Below are 24023 nucleotides of genomic sequence, written 5' to 3'. Positions count from 1 at the left end.
GGGCCTGACAAGACAGCACTGGCAACGATGACCAGCCATCAACCTCCGCCGGAAAAGATGATGTTTCAGCTCACGCTGAGGCGCCGGGGCATCAGCAATCAGGCCGTGCTGCGGACCATGGAGGAGGTGCCGCGCGAGCTGTTCGTCGAGGACGCCGACCGCGACGGCGCCTATCGCGACAGTGCGCTGCCAATCGCCTGCGGGCAGACCATCAGCCAGCCGTTCGTCGTCGCCTACATGACCGAGCAGCTCCAGCTCCAGAAGCGGCACCGCGTGCTCGAGATCGGCACCGGCTCCGGTTATCAGGCCGCCGTGCTGTCGCGGCTCGCCGGGCAGGTACTCACGGTCGAGCGCTACCGCAAGCTCGCGGACACCGCACGCGCCAGGCTCGAAGAACTCGGCTGCCACAATGTCGAGGTGATGCTGGGCGACGGCCTCAATTTGCCGGCCAATATCGGCCCGTTCGACCGCATCATCGTCACCGCCGCGATGGAGCAAATTCCAGAGAACCTGATCGAGCGGCTGGATGTCGGGGGCATCCTGATCGCACCGGTCGGACCGCATCAGGGCGTGCAGACGCTGACTCGCCTCAGCCGGACTGAGGCGGGGATCGAGCGCAAGGAACTCGTCGAGGTCCGCTTCGTGCCGGCGCTGCCTGGCGTGGCACGGGAGCTGTAGAACTCCGGATTGGCTGCGCCGCCAACATCTTATTGGGAGGGTTAAGCCGTTATTTACTCGGCGCGTGTTTACTTAAAACACCAGTTCTGTTGCGTACGAGTGAGTAACCATGTCCGCTGTCGCCGAGTTGCTTTACTCGCGCCGCGTGCCGCAGGTCGCGGTGCTGGCGCTGATCTCCATCAGTTTTGCGGGGTGCAGCGCCGACATGTCGTCGCGACTGTCCCAGTCGAATTTCTCCAATCCTTTCGCCTCGGAATCCACTGGTTCGGTGCAGCAGGCGCCACCGCCGCAACGTGAGCTGCCGCAATATGCGCGGCCGCAGACGCAGCCTGGTTCCTATCAGTCCCAGCCCCTGCCGCCGCCGGCGGTGTCCGCCCCGCAATCCTATCCCGTCGCCTCTGGCGGCGGAGTGTCCGGTGGCGGGCGCGGCGTCGGCTCCTTTGCGCCGCCGGCGCAGCCGCATCTCGAAACGACGGCGACCGTGCCGCCGCGCTCGGTTGCAGCGGCCCAACCGGCCGGCGGCACCAAGATCATCGTCGGCACCAGCGACACGCTCGACGTGCTCGCCAAGCGCTATCATGTCACCCCTCAGGCGATCCTCGCCGCCAACGGCTACAAGGGACCGCGCACGCTCTCGCCCGGCCAGCAGCTGATCATTCCGCATGCGGCCACGGCCGCTTCGCCCGCGCCAGCGATGGCTCCCGTCGTGGCGCCTGCGGCGAAGCCGGTTGCCGTCGTCGCTGCGCCGCCGAGCATGCACTTTGTCAACCGCGGCGACACGCTCGCCAGTATCGCCCGCAAGAACCACATCTCCGCGGCCGAGCTGGCGCGCGCCAATGGTCTCGACCCTTCGGCCAAGCTCAAGCTCGGCACCAAGCTGACCGTGCCCGGTGCCAAGACCGCCGCCGTCGCGGCGCCGGCTGCTGCGGCTCCAGTCGCGACCGCCCCGGTTGCAGGAACGCTCCAGCCCGTCGCGGCCGCTCCGGCGCCCGCCACCAAGATGGCCGCTGCCGCCGCGCCCGTGCAGAGCGCGCGCCTCGCCCAAGCCACGGCCAATGTCGAAGAGAAGGCCGCCGAGACGCCGGCGAAGGCTGCGGACGCCACCGGCGCGCTGCCGACCTTCCGCTGGCCGGTGCGCGGCAAGGTGGTCACGAGCTATGGTGCCAAGACCAATGGCAAGTCCAATGACGGCATCAACCTTGCGGTGCCCGAGGGGACGCCGGTCAAGGCGGCTGAAGACGGCGTCGTCGCCTATTCCGGCAATGAGCTGAAAGGTTACGGCAATCTCGTCCTGGTTCGGCACTCCAACGGCTACGTCACCGCATATGCCCATGCGAGTGAGCTGCTGGTGAAGCGCGGCGATACCATCAAGCGCGGTCAGATCATTGCCAAGTCGGGTCAATCCGGGGAGGTGGCGTCGCCGCAGCTCCACTTCGAGATCCGCAAGGGATCGAGCCCAGTTGACCCGCTTCAATTCCTGAACGGGGCGTGAGGCGCGGGTCTCAGTCGCCACAACAACGGTGTCGTCGCCCGGCTTGACCGGGCTACCCTGTACGCCGCGGCCTCTCGGTCGATCACAAACTCTCTGGAATACTGGATCGCCCGCCTTCGCGGGCGAAGACAGTTGTGGGCGGCGCGATACTGGCCGCTAATTCACGGTCAGCTTCACGCCGAGCCGGCCCGCCAGCTCCTGCACGAACTGCCAGGCGACGCGGCCTGAGCGCGAGCCGCGCGTGGTCGACCATTCGAGCGCCTCGCGCTCCAGCGCCTCGTCGTCGACCTTGATGCCGAAATGGCTGCAATAGCCGCGCACCATGGCGAGATATTCGTCCTGGCTGCAACGGTGGAAGCCCAGCCAGAGGCCGAAGCGATCCGACAGCGAGACCTTCTCCTCGACCGCTTCGCCGGGATTGATCGCGGTCGAACGCTCGTTCTCGATCATCTCGCGCGCCAGCAGATGGCGGCGGTTGGAGGTCGCGTAAAGGATGACGTTCTCGGGCCGGCCTTCGATGCCGCCTTCGAGCACGGCCTTGAGCGATTTGTAGGACGCATCATTGCCATCGAAGGAGAGATCGTCGCAGAACACGATGAAGCGAAAGGAGGAGGCGCGCAAGCACTCCATCAGCGCGGGCAGGCTTTCGATGTCCTCGCGATGGATTTCGATCAGCTTCAGCTTGTCGGCCGGTTTGCGCTCCGCGTTGATGCTGGCATGCGCCGCCTTCACCAGCGATGACTTGCCCATGCCGCGGGCGCCCCAGAGCAGGGCGTTGTTGGCGGGCAGGCCATTGGCGAAGCGCTCGGTGTTCTCCATTAGGATGTCGCGCATCCGGTCGACGCCCTTCAGCAGGAACAGCTCGACGCGGCTGACCCGCGGCACTGCTGCAAGGCGGCCGTCGGGGTGCCAGACATAGGCATCCGCCCGCTCGAACGACTCGGGTTCGAGGGTCGGGCTGCCCTGGGCCGCGAGGTGCGCCGCAATGGTCTCCAGCGCGCGGACGATGCGCTCCTGCGAGAGGTCTGGGGCAGACTGAAGAGTTGCCTCGAGCGTTGCCTTGGAGGCCGCCTTGGGACGTTTTGCCGCGACGCCGGAAGGCGGCCTGGCAGGGGTACGGAGGCCTTTGCCGGCCGGGCTTTTGCTTGGTTTTTTGGGCATGTGCGAAGTTCCTGAGAACGCAGCCTTATCGGGCCTGAGGACGCGCCGCAAGGTGGCCAAAAGGGCGGTCTGGCAGCGTTGCAATTGGGGCAATGGCCGCTATAGTCCGCGCGAATTTGACCGAACCGGTCGCCTTGAGGGCATGGCCGGCTTTCCCCCGTTCTCACGAGGATCGTCCGAATGCTGATTACCCCTGCGTATGCCCAGGCTGCGGGCGCTGGCGACACCAACAGCATGTTGATGTCGCTGCTGCCGTTCGCCCTGATCTTCGTGATCATGTACTTCCTGATTCTGCGTCCGCAGCAGAAGAAGGTCCGCGACCACGCAGATCTCGTGAAGAATATCCGCCGCGGCGACACGGTGGTGACCTCGGGCGGCCTCGTCGGCAAGGTCACCAAGGTCGTCGACGACGACCAGATCGAGTTCGAGATCTCCGACGGCGTGCGCGTGCGGCAGATGCGCCAGATGATCTCAGGCGTGCGCGCCAAGGGCGAGCCGGCCAAAGAATCCGCCAAGGAAAGCGTCAAGGATGACAGCGCGGCGAAGTGAGTGCTTCCCGCGACTCTTTATAGGTCTCCTGCAAGTCTCCTGATCTGACAGGTCTAGTCGATGTTGTATTTCACGCGGTGGAGGGCGCTCGGGATTATCCTGACGGCGCTGATCGTGTGCCTCTGCGCGGTCCCCAACTTTTTTCCTGAGGCGCAGGTCAAGACCTGGCCCGCCTGGGCGCAGCGCCGGCTCGTGCTCGGCCTCGACCTCCAGGGCGGCTCCTATCTGCTGCTCGAGGTCGATTCCGCCTATGTGAAGAAAGAGAGGCTCGATCAGGTCCGCGACGACGTTCGCCGGACGCTGCGCGATGCGAAGATCGGCTTCACCGGCGGCGTTACCGTGCGCAACGACGCCGTCGAGGTTCGAATCACCAAGGAATCCGATGCGCAGGCCGCACTCGCCAAGCTGCGGGAGTTGTCCCAGCCGCTGGGCGGCCTCATGGGATCCAGCGGTCAGCGCGACCTTGAGGTCACCGATGCCGGTGGCGGCGTGATCCGCCTGAGCATCCCGCAGGCCGCGATGCTCGATCGCATGCGCAAGACCATCGAGCAGTCGATCCAGATCGTCGAACGCCGCGTCAACGAGCTCGGCACCGTCGAGCCCGTGATCCAGCGCCAGGGCAACGACCGCATCCTGGTGCAGGTCCCCGGCCTCCAGGACCCAACGCGCCTGAAGGAATTGCTAGGCAAGACCGCGAAGATGGAATTCCGCATGGTTGACACCTCCGTGCCGCCGGATCAGGCGCAGCAGGGCAGGCTGCCGCCGGAATCCGAACTGTTGATGAGCGCGTCCCCGCCGCCGACACCTTATGTGGTCAAGAAGCAGGTGCTGGTCGCCGGCGGTGACCTGACCGACGCCCAGGCAAGCTTCGACCAGCGCACGGGTGAGCCGGTCGTCAGCTTTAAGTTCAATACGTCGGGCGCCCGCAAATTCTCTCAGGCGACCCAAGAGAATGTGGGACTGCCGTTCGCGATCGTGCTCGACAACAAGGTGATCTCGGCGCCCGTCATCCGCGAGCCGATCACCGGCGGCCAGGGCCAGATCTCCGGCAATTTCACCGTGCAATCGGCCAACGATCTCGCGATCCTCTTGCGCGCCGGTGCGCTGCCGGCGCCGCTCACGGTGGTCGAGGAACGCACCGTCGGACCGGGTCTCGGCCAGGACTCGATCGAGAAGGGCGAGCTTGCGGCCTATGTCGGCTCGATCCTCGTCATCGTGTTCATGCTCGTGACCTACCGGCTGTTCGGCGTGTTCGCAAACGTCGCGGTGGCGATCAACGTCGCGATGATCTTCGGCCTGCTGTCGCTGCTCAACGCCACGCTGACGCTGCCCGGCATCGCCGGCATCGTGCTCACCGTCGGCATCGCCGTCGACTCCAACGTGCTGATCTACGAGCGCATCCGCGAGGAGCTGCGCGCCGGCCGCAACGCAATCTCGGCGATCGACGCCGGCTTCAAGCGGGCGCTGGCGACCATCCTCGATTCCAACATCACTACCTTCATTGCTGCCGCCGTGCTGTTCTACATCGGCACCGGCCCGGTGCGCGGCTTTGCCGTGACGCTCGGCATCGGCATCATCACCACGGTGTTCACCGCCTTCACCCTGACCCGGCTGATCGTCGCCTGGTGGGTGCGGTGGAAGCGGCCGCAGAGCGTGCCGATCTAGGAGCCTGATCGTGACTCACACTGTTCTCATCGGGCTCGGCGTCCTCATTGCCATTCTCACCGTGGTCGCGGCCCTCGGCCTCTTGCCGTCGCTGCGCATCGTCCCGGACGATACGCATTTCGACTTCACGCGCTTCCGCCGCATCAGCTTCCCGATCTCGGCGGCGCTGTCGATCGTCGCGATTACGCTGTTCTTCACCCACGGCCTGAATTTCGGCATCGACTTCCGCGGTGGCACCTTGCTCGAGGTGCAGGCCAAGTCCGGAACCGCCGATATCGCGGCGATGCGCACGACGCTCGACGGCCTGCGTCTCGGCGAAGTCCAGCTGCAGCAGTTCGGTGGTCCCGCGGATGTTCTGATCCGCGTTGCGGAGCAGCCAGGCGGCGACGCTGCCCAGCAAGACGCCGTGCAGAAGGTCCGCACTGCGCTCGGCAATTCCGTCGAATACCGCCGGGTCGAGGTCGTCGGCCCGCGGGTGTCCGGTGAGCTCTTGGCCTACGGCATGCTCGGACTGATGCTCGCGATCATTGCGATCCTGATCTATCTCTGGTTCCGCTTCGAATGGCAGTTCGCGCTGGGCGCGATGATCGCCAACGTGCACGACATCGTGCTCACCATCGGCTTCATGTCGATCAGCCAGGTCGATTTCGATCTGACCAGTATCGCCGCGCTGCTGACCATTCTCGGCTATTCCCTCAACGACACCGTCGTCATCTACGACCGCATCCGCGAAATGCTGCGGCGCTACAAGAAGATGCCGATGCCGCAGCTGCTCAACGAGTCCATCAACTCGACGCTGTCGCGCTCCATCATCACCCACGTCACGGTGACGCTGGCACTGCTCGCGCTATTGCTGTTCGGCGGTCATGCCATCCACAGCTTTACCGCGGTGATGATGTTCGGCGTGGTGCTGGTCGGCACCTACACCTCGATCTTTATCGCGGCCCCGATTCTGATCTATCTCGGCGTCGGCGAGCATCGCGAGGATGCGCCCGATACGGCTACGCCGGCGAAGAAAAACAAGGCATGATCCGAACCGCACACGCTCGCACGCGTTTGCGGGGGTAGTAAGCCAATTCGGGCGGAGCTCATGGCCGGCGACCCCAACGCACCCCACTTCCCGCGCTCTGCGCCGATTGAGGCCTATGGCAAGGGCGGCTTCGCCTTCGCCGGTATGTCACATCGGGGATCGCTTCTGTGCCTGCCGGACGCGATCTGGGCCTGGGACGTCACGGATCCCACCAGGATTGACCGCTACTCGCTGGATCGCGTGTTCGCGGCCGCCAACAGCATCGACACGCTTCTGGTCGGCACCGGAACGGGGGTTTGGCTGCCGCCGCCGGAATTGCGCCAGGCCTTGAAGGCGGTGAGGGTGGTGCTGGACACGATGCAGACCGGTCCCGCGGTGCGCACCTACAACATCATGATCGGCGAGCGGCGCCGTGTCGCGGCCGCGCTGATCGCGGTGCCATGAGCAGCACCGCGCCGCCACCCGACTCGGTTGCCTTCTGCGCCGATCTCGTGCGTAGCCACGACTTTCCGCGTTATGTTGCGACGCTGTTCGTACCCGCCGCAGAGCGCCGCGCGCTGCTGGCGCTCTATGCGTTCAATGCCGAGATCGTGCGGGTTCGCGACCAGGTGAGCCAGCCCTTGCCGGGCGAGATTCGCCTGCAATGGTGGACCGACATGCTGTCAGGCCATGTCCATGGCAGCGCCGAGGGCAATCCGGTGGCGGCGGAGTTGCTCCGCGCGATCCGCCATTACGACCTGCCGGTCGAGCCGCTGTCGCTGCTCGCCGACGAGCACCAGTTCGATCTCTACAACGATCCGATGCCGACCATGGCGGCACTGGAGGGCTATCTGGCGGCGACCTCATCGGCGCTGTTTGCTCTCGCAGCCCGGATCATGGCGCCGCCGTCGGAATCAGTCGAGCACCTCGCCCGTCATGCCGGGCTGGCCCAGGGTATCGTCCAGGTCATTGCTAACCTGCCGCGTGATGCGGCGCACCGGCGATTGTTCCTGCCACACCAGGTGCTGGCGAGCCACAAGTGCAACATGGAGGATGTGTTCGCCGGCAAGGCGACGCCGGGTCTGCGCGCCGTGCTGGACCAACTCGCAGGCGAGGCGCGGCAGCATCTGACCACGGCCTCGTCGCTGCTGCCGCAGGTACCGCCGTCCGTGCGGCCTGCGTTTTTGCTGCTGAGCCAGGTCCGGGCCGATCTCAAGCGCCTGTCCCTACCTGCGCGCAATCCGTTCGCGCCGCAGCCGGCCTCGCGGTTGCGCACGCTGTGGACGCTGTGGCGGGCTTCGCGCTCCAGGGAATTTACCAAATAGGAGCCGGCTTATCGCCTGAGGCGGCCAAATGCTCTATGCTGTCCTATGGCTGACTTGTCCCAAAGCTTGACGTCCGATCTCGGCGACTTTCCGGTTGCACCAAGCGACATCCATGCGGCCGCCGAGACCATCCGGGGTGCCGTCGTCGAAACGCCCTGTAACTACAGCCGGACGCTGAGCAACATCTGCGGCTGCGACATCTGGCTCAAATTCGAGAACCTTCAATTCACCTCCTCGTTCAAGGAGCGCGGCGCCCTCAACCGGCTGGCCGCGCTGAGGCCGGAGGAGCGTGCGCGCGGCGTCATCGCGATGTCGGCGGGTAACCACGCACAGGGCGTCGCCTATCACGCGAGAAGGCTCAACATTCCCGCCACCATCGTCATGCCGATCGGCACGCCCATGGTGAAGATCGAAAACACGAAGCACCACGGCGCTGAAGTGGTGGTCACCGGCGCGACCCTGGAGGAGGCGGCCGCGTTCGCGCGGAGCCACGGTGAGGCGCGCGGCATGATCTTCGTCCATCCCTATGACGATCCGCTGGTGATCGCCGGGCAGGGCACCGTCGGGCTGGAGATGATGAAGGCAGTGCCGGAACTCGATACGATGGTCGTCCCGATCGGCGGCGGCGGGCTGATCAGCGGCATCGCCATTGCCGCCAAGTCCATCAAACCGTCGCTACGAATCCTGGGCGTCGAGGCCTGGCTCTATCCTTCGATGTACAACGCCATCCATGATGGGAATCTGCCGGCGCGCGGCGACACGCTCGCCGAAGGCATCGCGGTCAAATCGCCCGGCAAGATCACCACCGAGATCGTCCGCCGCCTCGTCGACGACATTGCCCTCGTGAACGAAGCGGAGCTCGAGCGCGCTGTGGCGACCCTGATCTCAATCGAGAAGACGGTGGTCGAGGGTGCCGGTGCCGCCGGCCTTGCCGCGCTGATGTCCGATCCATCCCGCTTCGCCGGCCAGAAAGTGGGCCTGGTGCTGAGCGGCGGCAACATCGATACGAGGCTGATCGCCTCGGTCCTGACCCGTGAACTGGCGCGCGAGGGGCGACTGACCCAGCTTTCACTCGATATTCCTGACCGGCCCGGGCAATTGGCCGCGGTGGCCGCGCTACTCGCTGAAGCCGGTGCCAACATCATCGAGGTCTCGCATCAGCGGACGTTCTCAGACCTGCCGGCCAAGGCGACGCTGCTACAACTGGTCATCGAGACCCGCGACAGCGCCCATCTCGACGAGGTGATGGCAAGGCTCAGCGCGTCCGGGTTGAGCGCGCGCTGCACCTGAGCGGCGCGCCCGGCTATCGCGGTGCTAAACCCGCGAGGTGCCCGATCAGTCCGTCGATCTCGGCTTCCGTGTTGTAATAGTGCGGAGAAGCGCGCACGACCGGCGGCAGCGCGCGGATTTCTGCGTCGATGCGGGTGCTCGACGGATCCGAGGCGCCGATCGTGATCCCGGCCGCAGCGGCGCTGCTGACGATGGCATCCGCTTCATGTCCATCCATCGTGAAGCTGACGATGGCGCCCGGCGTGCGGCCGAGGTCGCGTATCTTGATGCCGCGAATGCAGGCGAGGCCGCTGCGAAGACGGTCTGCAAGCAGGCGGCAGCGCTGTTCGATCGGACCAAGGCCGATCGCGAGGGCATAATCGACGGCAGCTCCCAGGCCGAGCCGGGCCGCGTAGTTGTTTTCCCAGGTTTCGAAACGGCGCGCATCATCGCGGAGTCGATATTCATCGCGCGAGACCCAGGGCGCGGCGAAATGGTCGATCATCGGCGGCTCGAGCCCTTGCAGCATCGCTCTGCGGACATAGAGAAAGCCGGTGCCGCGCGGGCCGCGCAGGAATTTGCGCCCCGTGGCCGACAGCATATCACAGCCGATGGCTTCGACATCGACCTCCATCTGACCGATCGCCTGGCAGGCGTCGAGCAGATAGGGAATGCCGTGTGCCCGCGCGGTCCTGCCGACGGCCGCCGCAGGATTGACCAGCCCGCCATTTGTTGGAGCCCAGGTGATGGCGATCAGCTTCACGCGCTCGTCGAGCATGCGTTCGAGCGCCTGAACATCAAGCTCGCCGCTGGCATCGCTTGGCACGACTTCGATGACCGCGCCTGTACGTTTGGCGACTTGAAGGAACGCAACATAATTGGCGGCATATTCCGCCTCTGCGGTCAGGATGCGATCGCCCTTGCGAAACTGAAGAGCATAGAACGCCATCTGCCAGGCAACGGTTGCGTTCTCCACGAGGGCGATCTCATCTGGTGCGGCATTGAGCAGCCGCGCCGCCGAGCCGTAGACCGCTTCAAGGCGGCGCGCTTCCTGATCGGCGGCGGCATAGCCGCCGATATCGCTCTCCAGATCGATGTGCTGCTTCATCGCCGCGACGACGGCCGCCGGCATAAGTGCCGCGCCGGCGTTGTGGAGATACGCGAGCCGGGAGGCGGCCGGCGTGTCGGAACGTATCTGGTCGATATCGATCAAGTGAGAGCGAGAGCCTGCTAATTTGGGGTCCTGAAGCTAAGACACAATGACGCACGCGCGCAAGACGGGCAAAGCGAAGGTGCGGCTGGAGCACGCCGATCCAGATGCCTATGCTGACGGAGCGTGATGGCGTTGGGGAAACTGAAAGGAAGCGCGATGGCGAAGAACACGATCTGCCTCTGGTACGACAAGGACGCCGAGGCTGCTGCAAGCTTTTATGCCAAGACCTTTCCGGACAGCGCCGTGAGTGCCGTTCACCGCGCGCCCAGCGATTACCCAGCCGGCAAGGCGGGCGATGTTTTGACCGTCGAATTCACCGTGGCTGGCGTCGCTTGTCTCGGCCTCAATGGCGGTCCCGTGTTCAAGCACAACGAAGCCTTTTCGTTCCAGATCGCCACTGACGATCAGGAGGAGACAGATCGCTACTGGAACGCCATCGTCGGCAATGGCGGGCAGGAGAGTGCGTGTGGCTGGTGCAAGGACAGATGGGGCGTTTCCTGGCAGATCACGCCGCGTGTATTGATCGAAGCGCTGGCGGCCGGCGGCCCTGAGGCCAAGCGCACCTTCGACGCGATGATGGGGATGACGAAGATCGACGTCGCGGCCATCGAGGCAGCGCGCCGCGGCTGAAATTGCCCTGGCCTCAGATACAGAGGCTGAGCAGCTTGATGTGGCAGCCGCTGGATTTGGGCTTGCCTGCGGGCGCGGCCTCGCGCTTCACGGCAACCAGCGGCTCCTTGTCCTTCTTCCTTTTGCCCTTCGGCTCGTAATCGCCGGCGATCACCATCGCCCAATAGGTGCGCTTGCCGCTGGCGTTCTTGGCGCTCGCGACGCCGACGCGCGAGGCGTTATGCAGCAGCAGGTTCTTGCGGTGCCCGGAGGAGTCGATCCACTGTCCCAGGGTGCTCTCGAAATTGTCGTAGCCGTAGGCGATGTTCTCGGCGGCGCGGCCCGCACCGGCCGGAGCGACGCGGCGGTTGAACGGGCCGAGTGCGTCATGGCTGAGGTCGTCCTTGGCCGCCATCGCGCGGGCCTGGTCCATGGCGATACGATCGAGCGTGGCGTCGCGCACGACGCGGACCTCTCCATGCTTGAGGCGGAAGCTCGAGATCAGCTCGGCCGGGGATTCCGCCATTGCGGGCGCGCCTGTGAGCAGCAGAAGGCCGGCGATCACCCCGCCAACCACACGATGCATCCTCGTCCCCCAAGCACCCATGACCCCACCAAGTCTGCCTTTGCCCGACCGCTTCTCTCTTGCCAATGTGGACGCTTCAAGGCGCGCGGGACCTTAGCTCGTTGGCAGGTCCGCCTCGAAATTGAAGCGGTCGCGCAGGTTCTTACGCTGCTCCAGGATGTCCTTGAAGAAGGCCCGGTCCTGGTCGTTCTTCATCATCGGCTCGATCAGGTCGAGCTGGTTCATGGCGACCAGTTGCAGGATCTCGGTGCGCGGCCTGCCGCTGCTGTCGCGGGGCAGGGCGTGTACGACCTGGATGTGTTCCGGCGGCTTGGGCCCCTTGGCGGCCGCAATCTCGTTGCGGAGCTCGCCTTCGAGCGCGGCCTGGTCGGCTTCGACGAAGGCATAGAGCCCGACGCCGGAGCGGCGGTCGGCGAAGGCGACGATAGCGGTGTCGCGCACGGCCGGATTCTTGCGGATCAGCTCCGACAGCACCGGCGCGTCGTTGACGAGGCGGCGGCCACCACCCTCGCGGTCGGTGAAGTTGAATAGGCCGCGTGTGATGGCGCGATAGACCTTCTTGCCGGTGGCGAGCCACAGGCTCGCGGCGAATGACTTCTTCGCTAGGATCTTTCGCTCGCGCGGCGTCAACGCCTCGGGCGCGTAGGAGCGCTTGTGTTTGAGCAGGTGCCGGAGATCTTCATAGGCCAGAATGCGGTAGAGCCGGCCGCGCCGCGCAAAGCAGGCGGCGAGCTGGAAGTCGGTGACATAGGCGCGGCCGTCGCGACCGACCAGCCAGTTCTGCTCCTTGGCGAGATCGTTGTGGCAGATGCCGGCGCGGCGAAGCCGCCGCAGCGCGGCCTTGGCCGAGCGGAAATAGGCGAGGTCGCCATGCGGCTTGGCCAGATGCAGCGCGACGCCATCAACGAAGCCGCGCACCAGCGCGCGGCGTCCGGCCCATAGCAGCTCCGGACCGACGTTGAGACCTTTGGCGAGCGCGAGCGCATGCTTCTCGCGCGCGAACAGGTGGCGTGCCAAGAGGAACGACCACCACGGCACCTCGTCGAGACGGCGCAGCACCGCGTCGACATCGCCGTTCTCGCTGCGGAAGCGGCCGCGCTCGACGGTCGAGAACACGTCGCGCTTGAGCAGCACGCCCTCGGTCCAGCGAGCCGACAGCTCCGCGGCGTCGTCTTGGGGGAGGCTCATCGAAAACTCACGCGGCGGCGGCAATGCGCAGGTGATCGGTGATCCAGCGATCGAGATCGGCGAGCGCGCGTGCGCTCAGCGCCTGCTTCTTGGCCACCGTCTTCTCGTTGCCGCGCAGCCGCGTGCCGTCTGGCTTTTTGGTCGGCACGGTCGCGAGCGGCGGGAACAAGCCGAAGTTGATGTTCATCGGCTGGAACGAGCGCGTGCCGGGCTCGATGGTTTCGATATGGCCGCCGGTGATGTGGCCAAGCAGTGATCCCAGCGCCGTCGTGCTGGGCGGGCTCGCCAGCGTCTCGCCGCGCGCGTCGGCGGCCGCATAGAGGCCGGCGATCAGGCCGACGCTGGCGGATTCCACATAGCCCTCGCAGCCCGTCATCTGACCGGCAAAGCGCAGCCGCGGCTGCGCGCGCAGGCGCAACTGGCCGTCGAGCAGCTTTGGCGAATTGAGGAAGGTGTTGCGATGCAGGCCGCCGAGGCGGGCGAATTCAGCCTTCTCCAGTCCCGGTATGGTGCGGAAGATGCGCTGCTGCTCGCCATATTTCAGCTTCGTCTGGAAGCCGACGATGTTGTAGAGCGTGCCGAGCTTGTTGTCCTGGCGCAGCTGCACGATCGCGTAAGGCTTCGTGGTCGGCTCGTTCGGATTGGTAAGGCCGACCGGCTTCATCGGGCCGTGGCGCAGCGTCTCGGGACCGCGCTCCGCCATGACTTCGATCGGCAGGCAGCCGTCGAAATAGGGCGTGTTGGTCTCCCACTCCTTGAACTCGGTCTTCTCGCCGGCGATCAGCGCCGCGACGAAGCCGTCATACTGCTCTTTGGTCATCGGGCAGTTGATGTAATCGGCGCCGTTGCCGCCAGGACCGACCTTGTCGTAGCGCGACTGGAACCAGGCCACTGACATGTCGATGGATTCGCGGTGCACGATCGGCGCGATAGCGTCGAAGAAGGCGAGCGCATTCTCGTCGGTCAGCTCGCGGATGGCATCGGCCAGCGGCGCGGAGGTGAGGGGACCGGTCGCAACGATGACGTTGCTCCAGTCGGCTGGCGGCAGGCCTGCGACCTCGCCGCGGGCGATCTCAATGAGGGGATGGTCGTTCAGCGCCGCCGTGACCGCCGCCGAGAAGCCGTCGCGGTCCACGGCCAAGGCGCCGCCCGCGGGCACCTGGTTGGCATCGGCCGCGCGCATGATCAGCGAGTCGAGCCGGCGCATCTCCGCATGCAGCAGGCCAACTGCGTTATTGGCCGCATCGTCCGAGCGGAACGAATTGGAGCAGACAAGCTCAGCGAGCCCGTCGGTGCGGTGCGCCTCGGTCATGCGGGTCGGCCGCATTTCGTGCAGCACCACGGGCACGCCGGATTTGGCCACTTGCCAGGCGGCTTCGGAACCGGCAAGGCCGGCGCCGATCACGTGCACGATGTTCGATCGGGATCCTGTCATGGGGCGGACAGGTAGCGCTTTTCGGCGGCCAGTGGAATCGCCGAGATCGAGTTTTCTGCCATCAGAAACGATAACGCCCGCACGAAGCGGGCGCTATCGGTTCGTCCGGCGAACGGCTGAACGATATCAGCCCTGATACTGGCCGGCGGCAACGCGCGGGATGTCCGAGCGGTCGAGGCCGATGTCGGCCAGTTCGCGATCGCTGAGCTGGGACAGCTCGGCAACATTGCGCTGATAGTCCCGGAATGCCTGGATCATGCGGATGAGCGAGAGCAGCATTGGTAGTCTCCTGTAGTTCGATTCAGCCCTTGCCCGGGCCTCGTCGTTGAAATGAATATAGGTGAGAGTAGTGCAGTGCGAAAGTTCCTATGTTGCGATGCAGCTAAGCGATGAATGCATAGCAATGGTAACCGACGATTAACCTGAGGGCGCTCCCGCTCAAATCATGATCATGAGGCGGATTCCGGTCCGGTAATGTCCCGTCATCGCAGGGGTTAGTGTGAAATGCGCAGTTTAATGCATTCCGGAAATATGTTTCACCCAGGGATCCGTTAGGAGGTTTCCAGCGTCTACACCCAAGTTCAGTATGCGCTATTCGCATGCTTTTGGGGGATATAAGAATGAATAAATATTCACATTAGCCAGTTGCGCTCCGATTCGTCGCGTGCGGAGAGGACTGGACCGGCTGGGGTGCATCCGAAAAAGGTGATGCACGCCGCCAGGGGCGCATCCCAGAGAAGGCCGGTCGCCGAGCGATTGGCCCTCCGCGCTCCATCGCGGGGCTTACGGAGCGCGCGCGAGCTGGGTGGCGAAATAAGCCACGGTCTTGGAATAGACCTCGCTCTTGTTCCACTGCTGGAGCACCGCGAAGTTCGGACTGCCCGGCTGCCAATCCTTGCCGCGCTGCCAGCCGTAGCCGGCGAGATAATTGGCGGTGGAGGCGAGCACGTCAGGCACGTTGTGCAAGAGGTCGCGCTTGCCGTTCCCGTCGAAATCAACGGCGTACTTCATCCAGGACGACGGCATGAACTGGGTCTGGCCGAGCTCACCGGCCCAGGCGCCCTTCATGTCGGCGGGAGGGAGGTCGCCGCGCTCGACGATGCGCAGAGCATCCATCAGCTCGGCGCGAAACTGCTCGGAGCGCCGGCAATCATAGGCCAGCGTCGCCAGCGAGCGGATGGTGGCGAACTTGCCGGTGTTGACGCCGAAATCGGTCTCGAGGCCCCAGATCGCGACCAGCACCTCGCCTGGGACGCCGTAGGCCTGCTCGATGCGCGACAGCACCGAGCCGTATTGCTTCATCATATTGGAGCCGCGCTGCATGCGGGGCGGCACCATGCGGCCTGAAAACTCCTCAAAGGTCTGGCTGAAGACTTTTTGCGAACGGTCGCGATTGAGGACGCCCTGATCGAGCGTCACGCCCGCGAGTCCCGATGCAATGGCCTGTTGCGAGATGCCCTTCGCCGCAGCATCGGTTTTGAAGTCCGCAAGCCAGGCGTCGAAATTGCCGGAGCCGCAGGCAACAGCGGCGAGCACTGGCTGGGCTGACAGGATAGACGCGGAGAGGGCGAGGGCTGCGAGAGCGAGACGAGAAATCGTCGTGGTCATCAGATGAAATGGATTCCGTGAAGTGATCCGACCGGCGCGCATAATCTCGGTTGCAACCGCGGCCAAAGCAAGGCGTTTGACGGCGCGCAATCCTGCCCGAGCCGGGCAGGATCGCACGTCACGATATCGTCAGGCGTCCGTCCTATTCCGCCAGGGGAAGAGATTGGCGGGGAAATCGGCGGCGGGCTTGCGCGGACGATGCGGCGGAGGCGGCACGGGACGAGCGCCTGGATCGGACACGATCACCTTGCGATAGAGGTGCCAGGTGGCATGGCCGAGCACCGGGATCACCACGGCGAGGCCGAGGAACGCCGGGATCGTTCCGAGCGCCAGCAACACCGCTACGATTAAACCCCAGGCTACCATCGGCACCGGGTTCTTCGCAACGAGGCGCAGCGAGGTGCTCATTGCCTCGAATGCTCCGGCATGGCGGTCGAGCATCAAGGGGAACGACACGGCACTGATGCAGAGCGCGGCGAGCGCGAACAGGAAGCCCGTGCCGCAGCCGACCACGATCAGCCACCAGCCCTGCCGCGTCGTCAGAACGCGCGTCAGGAAATCCGAGATACCGGTCACGCCCTCATAGCCGAATGCCGCAACGTAGATCGCCTGCGCGGTCGCGACCCAGGTCACGAACAGAGCGAGCAGCAACGTGCCGAGGCCGAGCATCGCACCGAACGACGGCGAGCGCAGCACCTCCATGGCATCCCAGGCGGTGGCCTCCTCATGGCGTTCGCGCCGGCTGGAGAGCTCGTAGAGACCGAGCGCCGCGAAGGGGCCGATCAATGCGAAACCCGCGGCCAGGGGAAACAGCAGCGGCAGCACCGAGTAGCCCATCACCACACGGGCGAGCACGAGGCCGAGCACCGGATAGATCACGCAGAGGATGATGGCGTGGCTCGGAATGGCCTTGAAATCCTCCCAGCCGCGCTTCAGCGCGTCGTGCAGGTCGGACAATTGGATGGTTCGGATCATCGGTCCAGCCGCTTCCGCGGTCCGGGCCGTGCCGGGGACATTGCCCTGGTAGAGTGTGGCCATGGTCGCTAGCTCCCTTGCCATACGGCCGATCTCGCGCCGGCAACGGCGCGCGCGGCCGCTTGCTTGAACGATCGCGATTCCGACCAGACGCGAATTCCGGATGGCATCGCGAGCTGAACGGTAAGCGTACTCCCAATTGCGAGTCCTGTCCCCCACGCGTGGGTGAAATTCGATGACGCAGTGCAAACCTCGCCGATGTCATTCGGCCGTCATTTCGCCGCAGATAAGCTGATGCTGCGTGCTGGTTCGCACAACTTCGCGGGCGCAACGCAGGAACATCGTTTATAAGTGCCACTCAAGGCCGTCCAACGGATCCTTTACGGGGAGAAGACATGAGCATTTTCGGGAAAATCATGAGCGCGATCTTCGGCAGCCATCCGGCTGCTGCCGCGCCCGCCGGCAGCGCGCCCGCTGGGGCCGCGCCGGGTACATCGGCGCCGGCTGCCACGCCCATGGCGGCCGTCGACGTCGCCGCGATCGTCGACAAGGCGGTGGCTGCGCACAAGGGCGAGAAGCTGGAATGGCGCACCTCCATCGTCGACCTCATGAAGGCGCTCGACATCGATTCCAGCCTCGCTGCGCGCAAGGATCTCGCCAAGGAGCTGGGCTACACCGGCGACATGAACGACTCCGCGAGCATGAACGTCTGGCTGCACAAGCAGGTGATGTCCAAGCTCGCCGCCAATGGCGGCAAGCTGCCGCCGGAGATCAAGCACTGACCGATCGCTCGGTCGTACCGCACGGGGCTCGCGATATCGCGGGCCCTTTTAGGTTCAGGCGAGGAGATCCGCATCTTCCGGGTGCCTGTCGAGATAGTCGACCACGAAGCCGCAGCCGGCGATCACCTTCCTGCCGTCGCGGCGGATCAAGTCAAGCGCGCCCTTGACCAGCTCGGACCCAATACCGCGGCCACGGAGGGCGCGCGGCGTTTCGGTATGGGTGATGATCACGGCCGACGGCGTCAGCCGGTAATTGGCGAAGGCGATGTCGCCGCCGACATCGAGCTCGAAGCGGTTCTTGTCCTTGTTGTCGCGTACCGAAGCCGCCATGTGGGACCTTTCCATAGTGCAGATTGCGTCCCGATTTAGGAGGCTGACCCCGCCCTTGCCAAGGTGAGACCAAGGGAGATTGCGGCAGGGGAGATATCTGCAAACGCGCGTCCCTGCGGCCGCATTGCAGCATCGACGTCTCGCTCTGCGAGCATGATACAGCGGCCGCAAATAATCCTCGATATTGCTCTTGCAAGGTCCGCGGCGGTTCCCACGTCCTTTGGAGGACATACGCCCGAATGCGGCCGGCAGGGTCGCCAGACATTCGGAGTGTCGTGATTGCCAGCCGCAGACGTATGCCTCGTTGTAGGAGGGTACGATGTCGGACTTTGGTTTCTTCAATACTCATCGAACATGGGAAGACTGGTGCGGGATGCTGCTCGGCGCGGTGATCGTGGCTTCGCCGTGGTTTCCCATCCAGGATCAAGCGATCGCCGGACACCAGACGATGATCCTGAATACGGTCGCAATCGGTCTGGTCGTGTTTGGCCTCAGCCAGCTCGAATATGTCGCCTTGCAACGCTGGCAAGAGGTGATGACGATCCTGGTCGGGCTGTGGCTCATCGCTTCGCCTTACGTCATCGGCTATTCCGGTGAAGGCTTTCTCCGCATCTATCACACGAGCCTGGGTGCGGTGGTGGTGCTGCTCGGCATACTCCAGCTGTGGCAGGACTGGGATCTGAATGACCAGGACATGCTCAAGCACGGACAATAGCCCGTAGATATCGTCAGGCCCGCCGGTTACGGACGGCGGGCCTCTGCCCTCAGTTCGTGACGATATCTGACTAATCCGAGCGCCTCTCGACCCAATGAGGGCGGTTCGGTTCAATCCGTGGCTTTGGCGAGCCTGGACTCTTCGGGCTGCGGCTGCGAGCGGAGGCAACCTCGGCAGATGACCAGGGAGCGGTTGACCCTGGCGTCCTGCTCGGCGTCGCTGCCCTCCTGCGCCTGCCACCATTCCTTCGAATAGGGCTGAAGTCCGGCGTGCGATCGCTCGTGCTGGGATCGGACTGCGGTGCGCGTCGGTCCGGACGCTGCGTGCGGCCGGTTGGGATCCTCGCCGGCGCCATCCCAGGCATAGCGCGCGGGCTTGAAGGCGGGATCTGAGGCCAGATGCGCTTGCGGGGCCGCGGCACATCCGGCAAGCGCCAGCGTGAGCAGGAGGAAGGCGGGCGCTTTGACCATAATGCGATACTCTTTACGCGAGACCTGAGCGAGGTTGCGCTGATCATGTTTAAAATTCCCTGAACGGCTGCGGCTGCGCCGGCGACAACGCGCATGCGTTATCTGACTCCTCCTGCTTGCTGAGTTCGCCGCCGCCGCGCGCGCCGACGATGCAAAGCCGTTCAATCCGTCCGATTATCCGCCGGGCGTGCAGAAGGCGCTGCGCTATGCCAATGAGGACTGCGACAGCCAGGGCGGCGGCGCCGTGACCTTCGCGCCTGATACGGTACGCAGAATCGACCTGACCGGTGACGGGCGAGACCACTACATCGTCGATTTCAGCGGCGCCAAATGCGGTGGGCGCGAGACCATCTATTGCGGAACTGGCGGCTGCACGATGAACATCCTGGTGGCGTTGCCGGGTGGGGACGTGCGTCTCGTCTTCGACGGCCGCGCCCACAGCTACGCGATCAAGCCGAAATCGATCAAGCCCGGCGCTTCGCATGTCATCCGTTTCGATCTGCATGGCGGCTATTGCGGCGGCTTTGGTGCGCAGACCTGCGCCAAGGAGAGATCCATCACGACAAGGCCGTTTGCGTTAAGGGAGCCGTAGGGCAGGCGCGCGGCAGGCGGCCTTGCGGGGACGCGTTCGATCGCGATAAATGGGCTGCAATGAGCGGGCAGATAAAGTGCTGTCCGCACTCGAAGAGGAAGCCCGATGCAGCTCCTGCGCATGTCCCGCCGCGTCATGAATCTCGCTTACATGCTGACCCAGAATGCGCGGCGGCATGGATCGCGACCTGGCTTTGTCTGGGGTGACAAGTGCTGGACCTGGCGCGAGATCGATGCGCAGGTCTCGGCGCTGGCGGTGGCGCTCGCCGCGCGCGGTATTACGAAGGGCGACCGCATCCTTGTCCATTCCAAGAATGGCGACGAGATGTTCTTTTCGATGTTCGCCGCGTTCCGGCTCGGTGCAGTCTGGGTCCCCACCAATTTTCGCCTGATGCCGGATGAGGTCAGCTATCTCGCCCAGGCCTCCGGGGCGAAGGCGTTCTTGTGCCATGCCGATTTTCCCGAGCACGCGGCGGCGGTGAAGGGCGGCGCACTGGAATTCACCTGGAGCATCGACGGCAAGGCCGCATTGGGCGAGCGCTCGGTGGCGGACGCCATCGCCTCGCATACGGGCGCTGCCGTGGACAATGTCGCAGTCGAGCATGACGATCCCTGCTGGTTCTTCTTCACCTCCGGCACCACCGGGCGCTCCAAGGCGGCGGTGCTGACCCACGGCCAGATGGGCTTTGTCGTCACCAACCATCTGGCCGATCTGACACCCGGTGTGACGGAGGAGGATGCCTCGCTGGTGGTGGCGCCATTGTCGCACGGCGCCGGCGTGCATCAGTTGATGCAGACCGCACGCGGCGCGCGTACCGTGCTGCTGCCGACTGAGAAATTCGACATCAACGAGGCGTTTCGCCTCATCGAGGCGCAGCGCGTCAGCAATCTGTTCACGGTGCCGACCATCTTGAAGATGATGGTCGAGCACCCCGCGGCCGACAAATACGACCATTCCTCGCTTCGCCACGTGATCTATGCCGGCGCGCCGATGTATCGCGAGGACCAGAAAGCGGCGCTGAAGAAGCTCGGCAAGGTGATCGTGCAGTATTTTGGCCTTGGCGAGGTCACCGGCAACATTACCGTGCTGCCGGCCGCGTTGCACGATTCCGAGGACGGCCCGCATGCGAAGATCGGTACCTGTGGCTTCGAGCGCACCGGCATGCAGGTCTCGATCCAGGACGATGAGGGCCGCGAGCTGGGAGCCAACCAGAGCGGCGAGATCTGTGTGATCGGCCCCGCGGTGTTCGCTGGCTACTACGACAACCCCGAAGCCAATGCGAAAGCGTTCCGCAACGGCTGGTTCCGCACCGGCGATCTCGGTCACATGGACGAGGAGGGTTTTGTCTACATCACGGGACGGGCCTCCGACATGTACATCTCCGGCGGCTCCAACATCTATCCACGCGAGATCGAGGAGAAGATTTTGACGCATCCGGCCGTCGGCGAGGTCGCCGTGCTCGGCGTGCCCGATCCGACCTGGGGAGAGGTCGGCGTTGCCGTCTGCGTCGCGCGCGAAGGCGAGAAGCCGGTGAGCGAAGCGGAGATGGCGGCATTTCTCTCGCCGATGGTGCCGCGCTACAAGATGCCGAAGCGGTTCTTCTTCTGGGAGGCGCTGCCGAAATCCGGCTACGGCAAGATTCCAAAACGCATGGTACGCGACGAGCTCGAGGCGCGAGGCCTGCTCGATCTCGACAAGACGAAGGCCAGCTGAGCGGGCGTCATGCGCAGCATCAAGCAGCCGGGCGCACCTCACGCAGAACGCATCCAATGGGTGGAGGCGAGGGGACGCGCCTTCGCCTTTACGCTTCAAGCCGGTCTGCCGCTGCTGGAAGCCGCGCGCCGCGGTTTTGCCGCGGAGGGTTTTGCCGGCGGCGTGCTCAATTTTGGTGCTGGCGCGCTTGGACCGTTCGGCTATGTGATGCCGGCACTGTCGAAGACTGGCGACAATGCAGCGTTCTACAGCGATGCGTTTCGGCCCAAGGGCGTGACGCGCACGAAGCTCGGCAGCATGACCCTGGGTGTGCGGGAGGGTGCGCCGTTCTTTCATTGCCACGGGCTGTGGACGGAGGCCAATGGCCGCGCCAGCGGCGGCCACATGTTGCCCGACGAGACTGTTGTCGCCGAACCGTTCGCCGTCGAAGCCTTCGGTCTCGATGGTGCGATGTTCACGGCCGAGTCCGATCCAGAAACGAATTTCAAGCTGTTCGGGCCGGTTGCGGCTGAGAGCACCGGTGCGCAGGCCAAGAGCCGCGCCTTCGCCCTGCGGCTGCGGCCTAACCAGGATTTTGCCGGCTGCCTCGAAGCATTCTGTCGCGCGCACGGCATTGTGCGTGCGAAAATTCACGGTGGCGTCGGCTCGACCATCGGCGCGCGCTTCACCCATGGCGGCGTTACCGAGCCGTTTGCCACTGAGCTGGCGGTAACGTGCGGCGCGATCGAGGCCGGTTCGTCCGGCGCGCTCGAAGCCGCCCTCGATGTCGCCCTGATCGATTACACGGGCGACCTCGCCGAGGGCCGCTTGGTCCGCGGCGACAATCCCGTGCTGATGACCATGGAGCTGGTGCTGGAGCCCATGGGCTAAAAGGCACGACCGTAGCTTGTGACTTTCCGCAGATGCCACTTCCATGCGGTTTGTGTTCCTGATATGTTCCTTGAAGATTTCGGCGGGGACGGGAGCGGGAGCATGAGCCGGACACGACGTCGACAGACCACACTGCGTGCGCCCTATCTCAGGCGTGTCTGGCTCGATCGCTCGCGGGTCGAGGACTGGGAGGTTTATCCGTTCTGCCTTCCCGCCTTCAGGGATGAGTTCGATCACAGCTTCGAGTCCGCGGTCACGATCATCGTCGGCGAGAACGGCGCCGGAAAATCGACCGTTCTTGAGGGCATCGCGGGGTTGGCCGGCTTTGCCAGCACTGGCGGCCGCAAGGGTTTTCAGGAGATAGACGGCGGCGGCATCGAAATCACTGGCGAAGTGCTGTCGTCTGCTTTGCGGGCCGCGTGGGTCCCGAAGGTGACCGACGGCTGGTTCTTCCGTGCCGAGACGTTCTTTTCGATCGCACGCTACATGGACCGCTCGGCCGTGAGCGCCGCGCAAGCCATGGAGGGCGTGTTTGGTGCAAGCGTTCAGGAGGCGCCGGACTATCTCTCCTTTTCCCATGGCGAGGGCTTTTTGGTCTTCTTCGAGGAGCGTTGCCAGAAGCAGGGCATCTACATCTTCGACGAGCCGGAATCGGCGCTCTCGCCGGCGCGGTAGATGGACTTCCTTAAGCTCCTGCATCGCATGGACCTCTCCGGCAATTGTCAGGTGATCATGGCGACCCACGCACCCTTGCTGATGGCCTATCCGAATGCGCAGCTGCTGCGGCTGGGTAAATACGGCCTGGAGCCGGTTACGGTGGAGCAGACCGATCATTATCGGGTGATGCGGGAGTTTTGCGCCGACCCGCGCGGCTTCGTGGAGGCCACGCTGGCGGAATGATTGAGGGCAATCGTCACACCCACTCTCCCGGTCGTCATTGCGAGCGAAGCGAAGCAATCCAGAGTCTTTCCAGGGTGACAGTTTGGATTGCTTCGCTTCGCTCGCAATGACCCAGTGCGCGGTATGGGAGCAGCCTGCATCCACATTGGCCTTCTGGTTGCAAGCACAGGTTCACCTTCTCGCGGCACATCTGCCCGAGCCCTGTTTGGATCATCACCCTCAAAACGGCCGAGGGCGCAGGGAAGACCGGGCGCCGGCTGGCGCCCGCGGTTCGCTGTGCGCAAATGCGCTGGAAACAGATGCACAGCGGCATACAGGGCAGCCTGGACATCCCGGCCTTCCCTGCGCAGTGGTTTGACGGCTTATGTCGTGCTCTTGTGTCTGGGAAATCTGCCAGAATGTGCAAACGGGCGGTTCTCGCAAAACCGCCCGTTGCTGGATCTGAGCCCGGTCGCGCTCAAAGGCCGTGAGCCTGTCGGGGAGCGAGGGACAGATCCGGTGGTCTTCCTCAACCCGAACAGTTGCATGGGCTTCGAGCCCGGACCGAGCAAGGAAGGGATTGGATGATGGCACAAAACGATCTTGTTGTCGCCGGTATCGACGTGGCCAAGGACAAGGTGGATGTGTGTATTCGATCATTGTCGCAACGGCGGACGTTCGCGAGCACGGCAGAGGGACGGCGAATGCTGATCCGTTGGCTTCGCAAGTACAAGGTCACTAAAGCAGCGATGGAAGCGTCCGGCGGCTATGAGCGAGAGTGGGTCAAGGCGCTGCGCGAGGCCGATATCGGAACCCTGATTGTCGATCCGAAGCGGGTGCGCAACTTCGCAAGATCGGCCGGGCAACTTGCCAAGAACGATCCGATCGATGCGGAGATGATTGCCTGGTT

25 protein-coding genes and 1 pseudogene are annotated in these 24023 nt (G+C 64.4%); 16 read left to right on the top strand and 10 right to left on the bottom strand.

Annotated elements, in window-relative coordinates; translation table 11 throughout:
* Positions 1–27 precede the first annotated feature (27 nt).
* Both IVA96_RS16960 and IVA96_RS16955 read left to right on the top strand, forming a co-directional pair.
* Positions 28–678, top strand: a complete 651-nt coding sequence (locus IVA96_RS16960; RefSeq protein WP_247418353.1) for a protein-L-isoaspartate(D-aspartate) O-methyltransferase — start codon at positions 28–30, stop codon at positions 676–678.
* A 109-nt stretch (positions 679–787) separates the two neighbouring features.
* Complete coding sequence (locus IVA96_RS16955) at positions 788–2170, top strand: LysM peptidoglycan-binding domain-containing M23 family metallopeptidase (protein WP_247418352.1); 1383 nt, start codon at positions 788–790, stop codon at positions 2168–2170.
* Between the two features lie 156 nt (positions 2171–2326).
* Here the strand turns inward: IVA96_RS16955 and IVA96_RS16950 are convergent, their stop codons facing one another.
* Entirely contained in the window at positions 2327–3331 is a 1005-nt protein-coding gene (locus IVA96_RS16950) for an ATP-binding protein (RefSeq protein ID WP_247418351.1), read from the bottom strand.
* A 180-nt stretch (positions 3332–3511) separates the two neighbouring features.
* Here IVA96_RS16950 and yajC point away from each other — a divergent pair, with 180 nt between their 5' ends.
* The 6 genes from yajC to IVA96_RS16920 are packed head-to-tail and all read left to right on the top strand — an operon-like array spanning position 3512 to position 9169.
* On the top strand, positions 3512–3880 hold the full coding sequence (yajC, locus tag IVA96_RS16945) for a preprotein translocase subunit YajC (protein WP_247418350.1): 369 nt from the start codon (positions 3512–3514) through the stop codon (positions 3878–3880).
* A gap of 60 nt (positions 3881–3940) precedes the next feature.
* Positions 3941–5545 (top strand): protein translocase subunit SecD, encoded by a 1605-nt coding sequence (gene secD / locus IVA96_RS16940; RefSeq protein WP_247295260.1) that lies wholly within the window; start codon positions 3941–3943, stop codon positions 5543–5545.
* Between the two features lie 10 nt (positions 5546–5555).
* Positions 5556–6575: a protein translocase subunit SecF gene (secF, locus tag IVA96_RS16935; RefSeq protein ID WP_247418348.1), complete on the top strand. Its 1020-nt coding sequence runs from the start codon at positions 5556–5558 to the stop codon at positions 6573–6575.
* 60 nt (positions 6576–6635) lie between these two features.
* Positions 6636–7019, top strand: a complete 384-nt coding sequence (locus IVA96_RS16930) for an MTH938/NDUFAF3 family protein (RefSeq protein ID WP_148777937.1) — start codon at positions 6636–6638, stop codon at positions 7017–7019.
* Positions 7016–7879 (top strand): phytoene/squalene synthase family protein, encoded by an 864-nt coding sequence (locus tag IVA96_RS16925; protein ID WP_247418347.1) that lies wholly within the window; start codon positions 7016–7018, stop codon positions 7877–7879. The genes IVA96_RS16930 and IVA96_RS16925 overlap by 4 nt, the downstream gene beginning before the upstream one ends.
* Before the next feature lie 45 nt (positions 7880–7924).
* On the top strand, positions 7925–9169 hold the full coding sequence (locus IVA96_RS16920) for a threonine ammonia-lyase (RefSeq protein WP_247418344.1): 1245 nt from the start codon (positions 7925–7927) through the stop codon (positions 9167–9169).
* Between the two features lie 13 nt (positions 9170–9182).
* Here the strand turns inward: IVA96_RS16920 and IVA96_RS16915 are convergent, their stop codons facing one another.
* Positions 9183–10361 carry an aminotransferase class V-fold PLP-dependent enzyme gene (locus IVA96_RS16915; RefSeq protein WP_247276028.1) on the bottom strand — a complete coding sequence of 393 codons (1179 nt, stop codon included), beginning with the start codon at positions 10359–10361 and terminating at the stop codon, positions 9183–9185.
* A gap of 156 nt (positions 10362–10517) precedes the next feature.
* Between IVA96_RS16915 and IVA96_RS16910 the strand changes: the two genes are divergently transcribed.
* Positions 10518–10991: a VOC family protein gene (locus IVA96_RS16910; RefSeq protein ID WP_247418339.1), complete on the top strand. Its 474-nt coding sequence runs from the start codon at positions 10518–10520 to the stop codon at positions 10989–10991.
* Positions 10992–11004: 13 nt separating this feature from the next.
* On the opposite strand, the gene IVA96_RS16905 is transcribed toward IVA96_RS16910, so the two are convergent.
* The 6 genes from IVA96_RS16905 to IVA96_RS16880 form a co-directional block, all read right to left on the bottom strand.
* Positions 11005–11556, bottom strand: coding sequence for a CAP domain-containing protein (locus IVA96_RS16905; RefSeq protein ID WP_247418337.1), 552 nt, complete (start codon positions 11554–11556; stop codon positions 11005–11007).
* A 93-nt stretch (positions 11557–11649) separates the two neighbouring features.
* Positions 11650–12744, bottom strand: a complete 1095-nt coding sequence (locus IVA96_RS16900; RefSeq protein ID WP_247418335.1) for a serine/threonine protein kinase — start codon at positions 12742–12744, stop codon at positions 11650–11652.
* A 7-nt stretch (positions 12745–12751) separates the two neighbouring features.
* Positions 12752–14179: a methylenetetrahydrofolate--tRNA-(uracil(54)-C(5))-methyltransferase (FADH(2)-oxidizing) TrmFO gene (gene trmFO, locus IVA96_RS16895; RefSeq protein ID WP_247418333.1), complete on the bottom strand. Its 1428-nt coding sequence runs from the start codon at positions 14177–14179 to the stop codon at positions 12752–12754.
* A 126-nt stretch (positions 14180–14305) separates the two neighbouring features.
* Positions 14306–14458, bottom strand: coding sequence for a DUF1127 domain-containing protein (locus tag IVA96_RS16890; RefSeq protein WP_007590701.1), 153 nt, complete (start codon positions 14456–14458; stop codon positions 14306–14308).
* 504 nt (positions 14459–14962) lie between these two features.
* Positions 14963–15787 (bottom strand): lytic murein transglycosylase, encoded by an 825-nt coding sequence (locus IVA96_RS16885; protein WP_247418331.1) that lies wholly within the window; start codon positions 15785–15787, stop codon positions 14963–14965.
* A gap of 129 nt (positions 15788–15916) precedes the next feature.
* Positions 15917–16825, bottom strand: a complete 909-nt coding sequence (locus IVA96_RS16880; protein ID WP_247418329.1) for a DUF2189 domain-containing protein — start codon at positions 16823–16825, stop codon at positions 15917–15919.
* 332 nt (positions 16826–17157) lie between these two features.
* Between IVA96_RS16880 and IVA96_RS16875 the strand changes: the two genes are divergently transcribed.
* The gene (locus IVA96_RS16875) at positions 17158–17544 is read left to right on the top strand and encodes a DUF3597 domain-containing protein (RefSeq protein ID WP_247276034.1); all 387 of its coding nucleotides are present in this window, start codon (positions 17158–17160) and stop codon (positions 17542–17544) included.
* A 54-nt stretch (positions 17545–17598) separates the two neighbouring features.
* Here the strand turns inward: IVA96_RS16875 and IVA96_RS16870 are convergent, their stop codons facing one another.
* The gene (locus IVA96_RS16870) at positions 17599–17874 is read right to left on the bottom strand and encodes a GNAT family N-acetyltransferase (RefSeq protein ID WP_247276035.1); all 276 of its coding nucleotides are present in this window, start codon (positions 17872–17874) and stop codon (positions 17599–17601) included.
* A gap of 319 nt (positions 17875–18193) precedes the next feature.
* Here IVA96_RS16870 and IVA96_RS16865 point away from each other — a divergent pair, with 319 nt between their 5' ends.
* Positions 18194–18589, top strand: coding sequence for an SPW repeat protein (locus IVA96_RS16865; RefSeq protein WP_247276036.1), 396 nt, complete (start codon positions 18194–18196; stop codon positions 18587–18589).
* A gap of 110 nt (positions 18590–18699) precedes the next feature.
* On the opposite strand, the gene IVA96_RS16860 is transcribed toward IVA96_RS16865, so the two are convergent.
* A complete protein-coding gene (locus tag IVA96_RS16860) occupies positions 18700–19059 on the bottom strand; it encodes a hypothetical protein (RefSeq protein WP_247418327.1) in 360 nt (119 codons plus the stop codon).
* A gap of 187 nt (positions 19060–19246) precedes the next feature.
* Here IVA96_RS16860 and IVA96_RS16855 point away from each other — a divergent pair, with 187 nt between their 5' ends.
* From IVA96_RS16855 to IVA96_RS16835, 5 genes and pseudogenes are all read left to right on the top strand, one after another.
* Complete coding sequence (locus IVA96_RS16855) at positions 19247–19651, top strand: hypothetical protein (RefSeq protein WP_247418325.1); 405 nt, start codon at positions 19247–19249, stop codon at positions 19649–19651.
* A 105-nt stretch (positions 19652–19756) separates the two neighbouring features.
* Positions 19757–21364 carry an acyl-CoA synthetase gene (locus tag IVA96_RS16850; protein ID WP_247418324.1) on the top strand — a complete coding sequence of 536 codons (1608 nt, stop codon included), beginning with the start codon at positions 19757–19759 and terminating at the stop codon, positions 21362–21364.
* A gap of 9 nt (positions 21365–21373) precedes the next feature.
* Positions 21374–22234 (top strand): DUF296 domain-containing protein, encoded by an 861-nt coding sequence (locus IVA96_RS16845; protein ID WP_247418322.1) that lies wholly within the window; start codon positions 21374–21376, stop codon positions 22232–22234.
* A 102-nt stretch (positions 22235–22336) separates the two neighbouring features.
* A pseudogene (locus IVA96_RS16840) lies at positions 22337–23134 on the top strand (AAA family ATPase).
* A 563-nt stretch (positions 23135–23697) separates the two neighbouring features.
* On the top strand, positions 23698–24023 hold a 326-nt coding region (locus IVA96_RS16835), incomplete at its 3' end, for a transposase (RefSeq protein ID WP_247418320.1).

Origin of the sequence: Bradyrhizobium sp. 159 (assembly GCF_023073795.1) — a bacterium.
In the GTDB taxonomy this organism is placed as follows: Bacteria; Pseudomonadota; Alphaproteobacteria; order Rhizobiales; family Xanthobacteraceae; genus Bradyrhizobium.
This window is presented reverse-complemented; position numbering and strand designations above follow the sequence as displayed.

Coding starts and splice junctions, on each gene's coding strand:
- IVA96_RS16960 (WP_247418353.1), top strand. CDS start 28: ATGACCAGCCATCAACCTCCGCCGGAAAAGATGATGTTTCAGCTCACG.
- IVA96_RS16955 (WP_247418352.1), top strand. CDS start 788: ATGTCCGCTGTCGCCGAGTTGCTTTACTCGCGCCGCGTGCCGCAGGTC.
- IVA96_RS16950 (WP_247418351.1), bottom strand. CDS start 3,331: ATGCCCAAAAAACCAAGCAAAAGCCCGGCCGGCAAAGGCCTCCGTACC.
- yajC (WP_247418350.1), top strand. CDS start 3,512: ATGCTGATTACCCCTGCGTATGCCCAGGCTGCGGGCGCTGGCGACACC.
- secD (WP_247295260.1), top strand. CDS start 3,941: ATGTTGTATTTCACGCGGTGGAGGGCGCTCGGGATTATCCTGACGGCG.
- IVA96_RS16930 (WP_148777937.1), top strand. CDS start 6,636: ATGGCCGGCGACCCCAACGCACCCCACTTCCCGCGCTCTGCGCCGATT.
- IVA96_RS16925 (WP_247418347.1), top strand. CDS start 7,016: ATGAGCAGCACCGCGCCGCCACCCGACTCGGTTGCCTTCTGCGCCGAT.
- IVA96_RS16920 (WP_247418344.1), top strand. CDS start 7,925: ATGGCTGACTTGTCCCAAAGCTTGACGTCCGATCTCGGCGACTTTCCG.
- IVA96_RS16910 (WP_247418339.1), top strand. CDS start 10,518: ATGGCGAAGAACACGATCTGCCTCTGGTACGACAAGGACGCCGAGGCT.
- IVA96_RS16905 (WP_247418337.1), bottom strand. CDS start 11,556: ATGCATCGTGTGGTTGGCGGGGTGATCGCCGGCCTTCTGCTGCTCACA.
- IVA96_RS16900 (WP_247418335.1), bottom strand. CDS start 12,744: ATGAGCCTCCCCCAAGACGACGCCGCGGAGCTGTCGGCTCGCTGGACC.
- trmFO (WP_247418333.1), bottom strand. CDS start 14,179: ATGACAGGATCCCGATCGAACATCGTGCACGTGATCGGCGCCGGCCTT.
- IVA96_RS16890 (WP_007590701.1), bottom strand. CDS start 14,458: ATGCTGCTCTCGCTCATCCGCATGATCCAGGCATTCCGGGACTATCAG.
- IVA96_RS16885 (WP_247418331.1), bottom strand. CDS start 15,787: ATGACCACGACGATTTCTCGTCTCGCTCTCGCAGCCCTCGCCCTCTCC.
- IVA96_RS16880 (WP_247418329.1), bottom strand. CDS start 16,825: ATGGCCACACTCTACCAGGGCAATGTCCCCGGCACGGCCCGGACCGCG.
- IVA96_RS16875 (WP_247276034.1), top strand. CDS start 17,158: ATGAGCATTTTCGGGAAAATCATGAGCGCGATCTTCGGCAGCCATCCG.
- IVA96_RS16870 (WP_247276035.1), bottom strand. CDS start 17,874: ATGGCGGCTTCGGTACGCGACAACAAGGACAAGAACCGCTTCGAGCTC.
- IVA96_RS16865 (WP_247276036.1), top strand. CDS start 18,194: ATGTCGGACTTTGGTTTCTTCAATACTCATCGAACATGGGAAGACTGG.
- IVA96_RS16860 (WP_247418327.1), bottom strand. CDS start 19,059: ATGGTCAAAGCGCCCGCCTTCCTCCTGCTCACGCTGGCGCTTGCCGGA.
- IVA96_RS16850 (WP_247418324.1), top strand. CDS start 19,757: ATGCAGCTCCTGCGCATGTCCCGCCGCGTCATGAATCTCGCTTACATG.
- IVA96_RS16845 (WP_247418322.1), top strand. CDS start 21,374: ATGCGCAGCATCAAGCAGCCGGGCGCACCTCACGCAGAACGCATCCAA.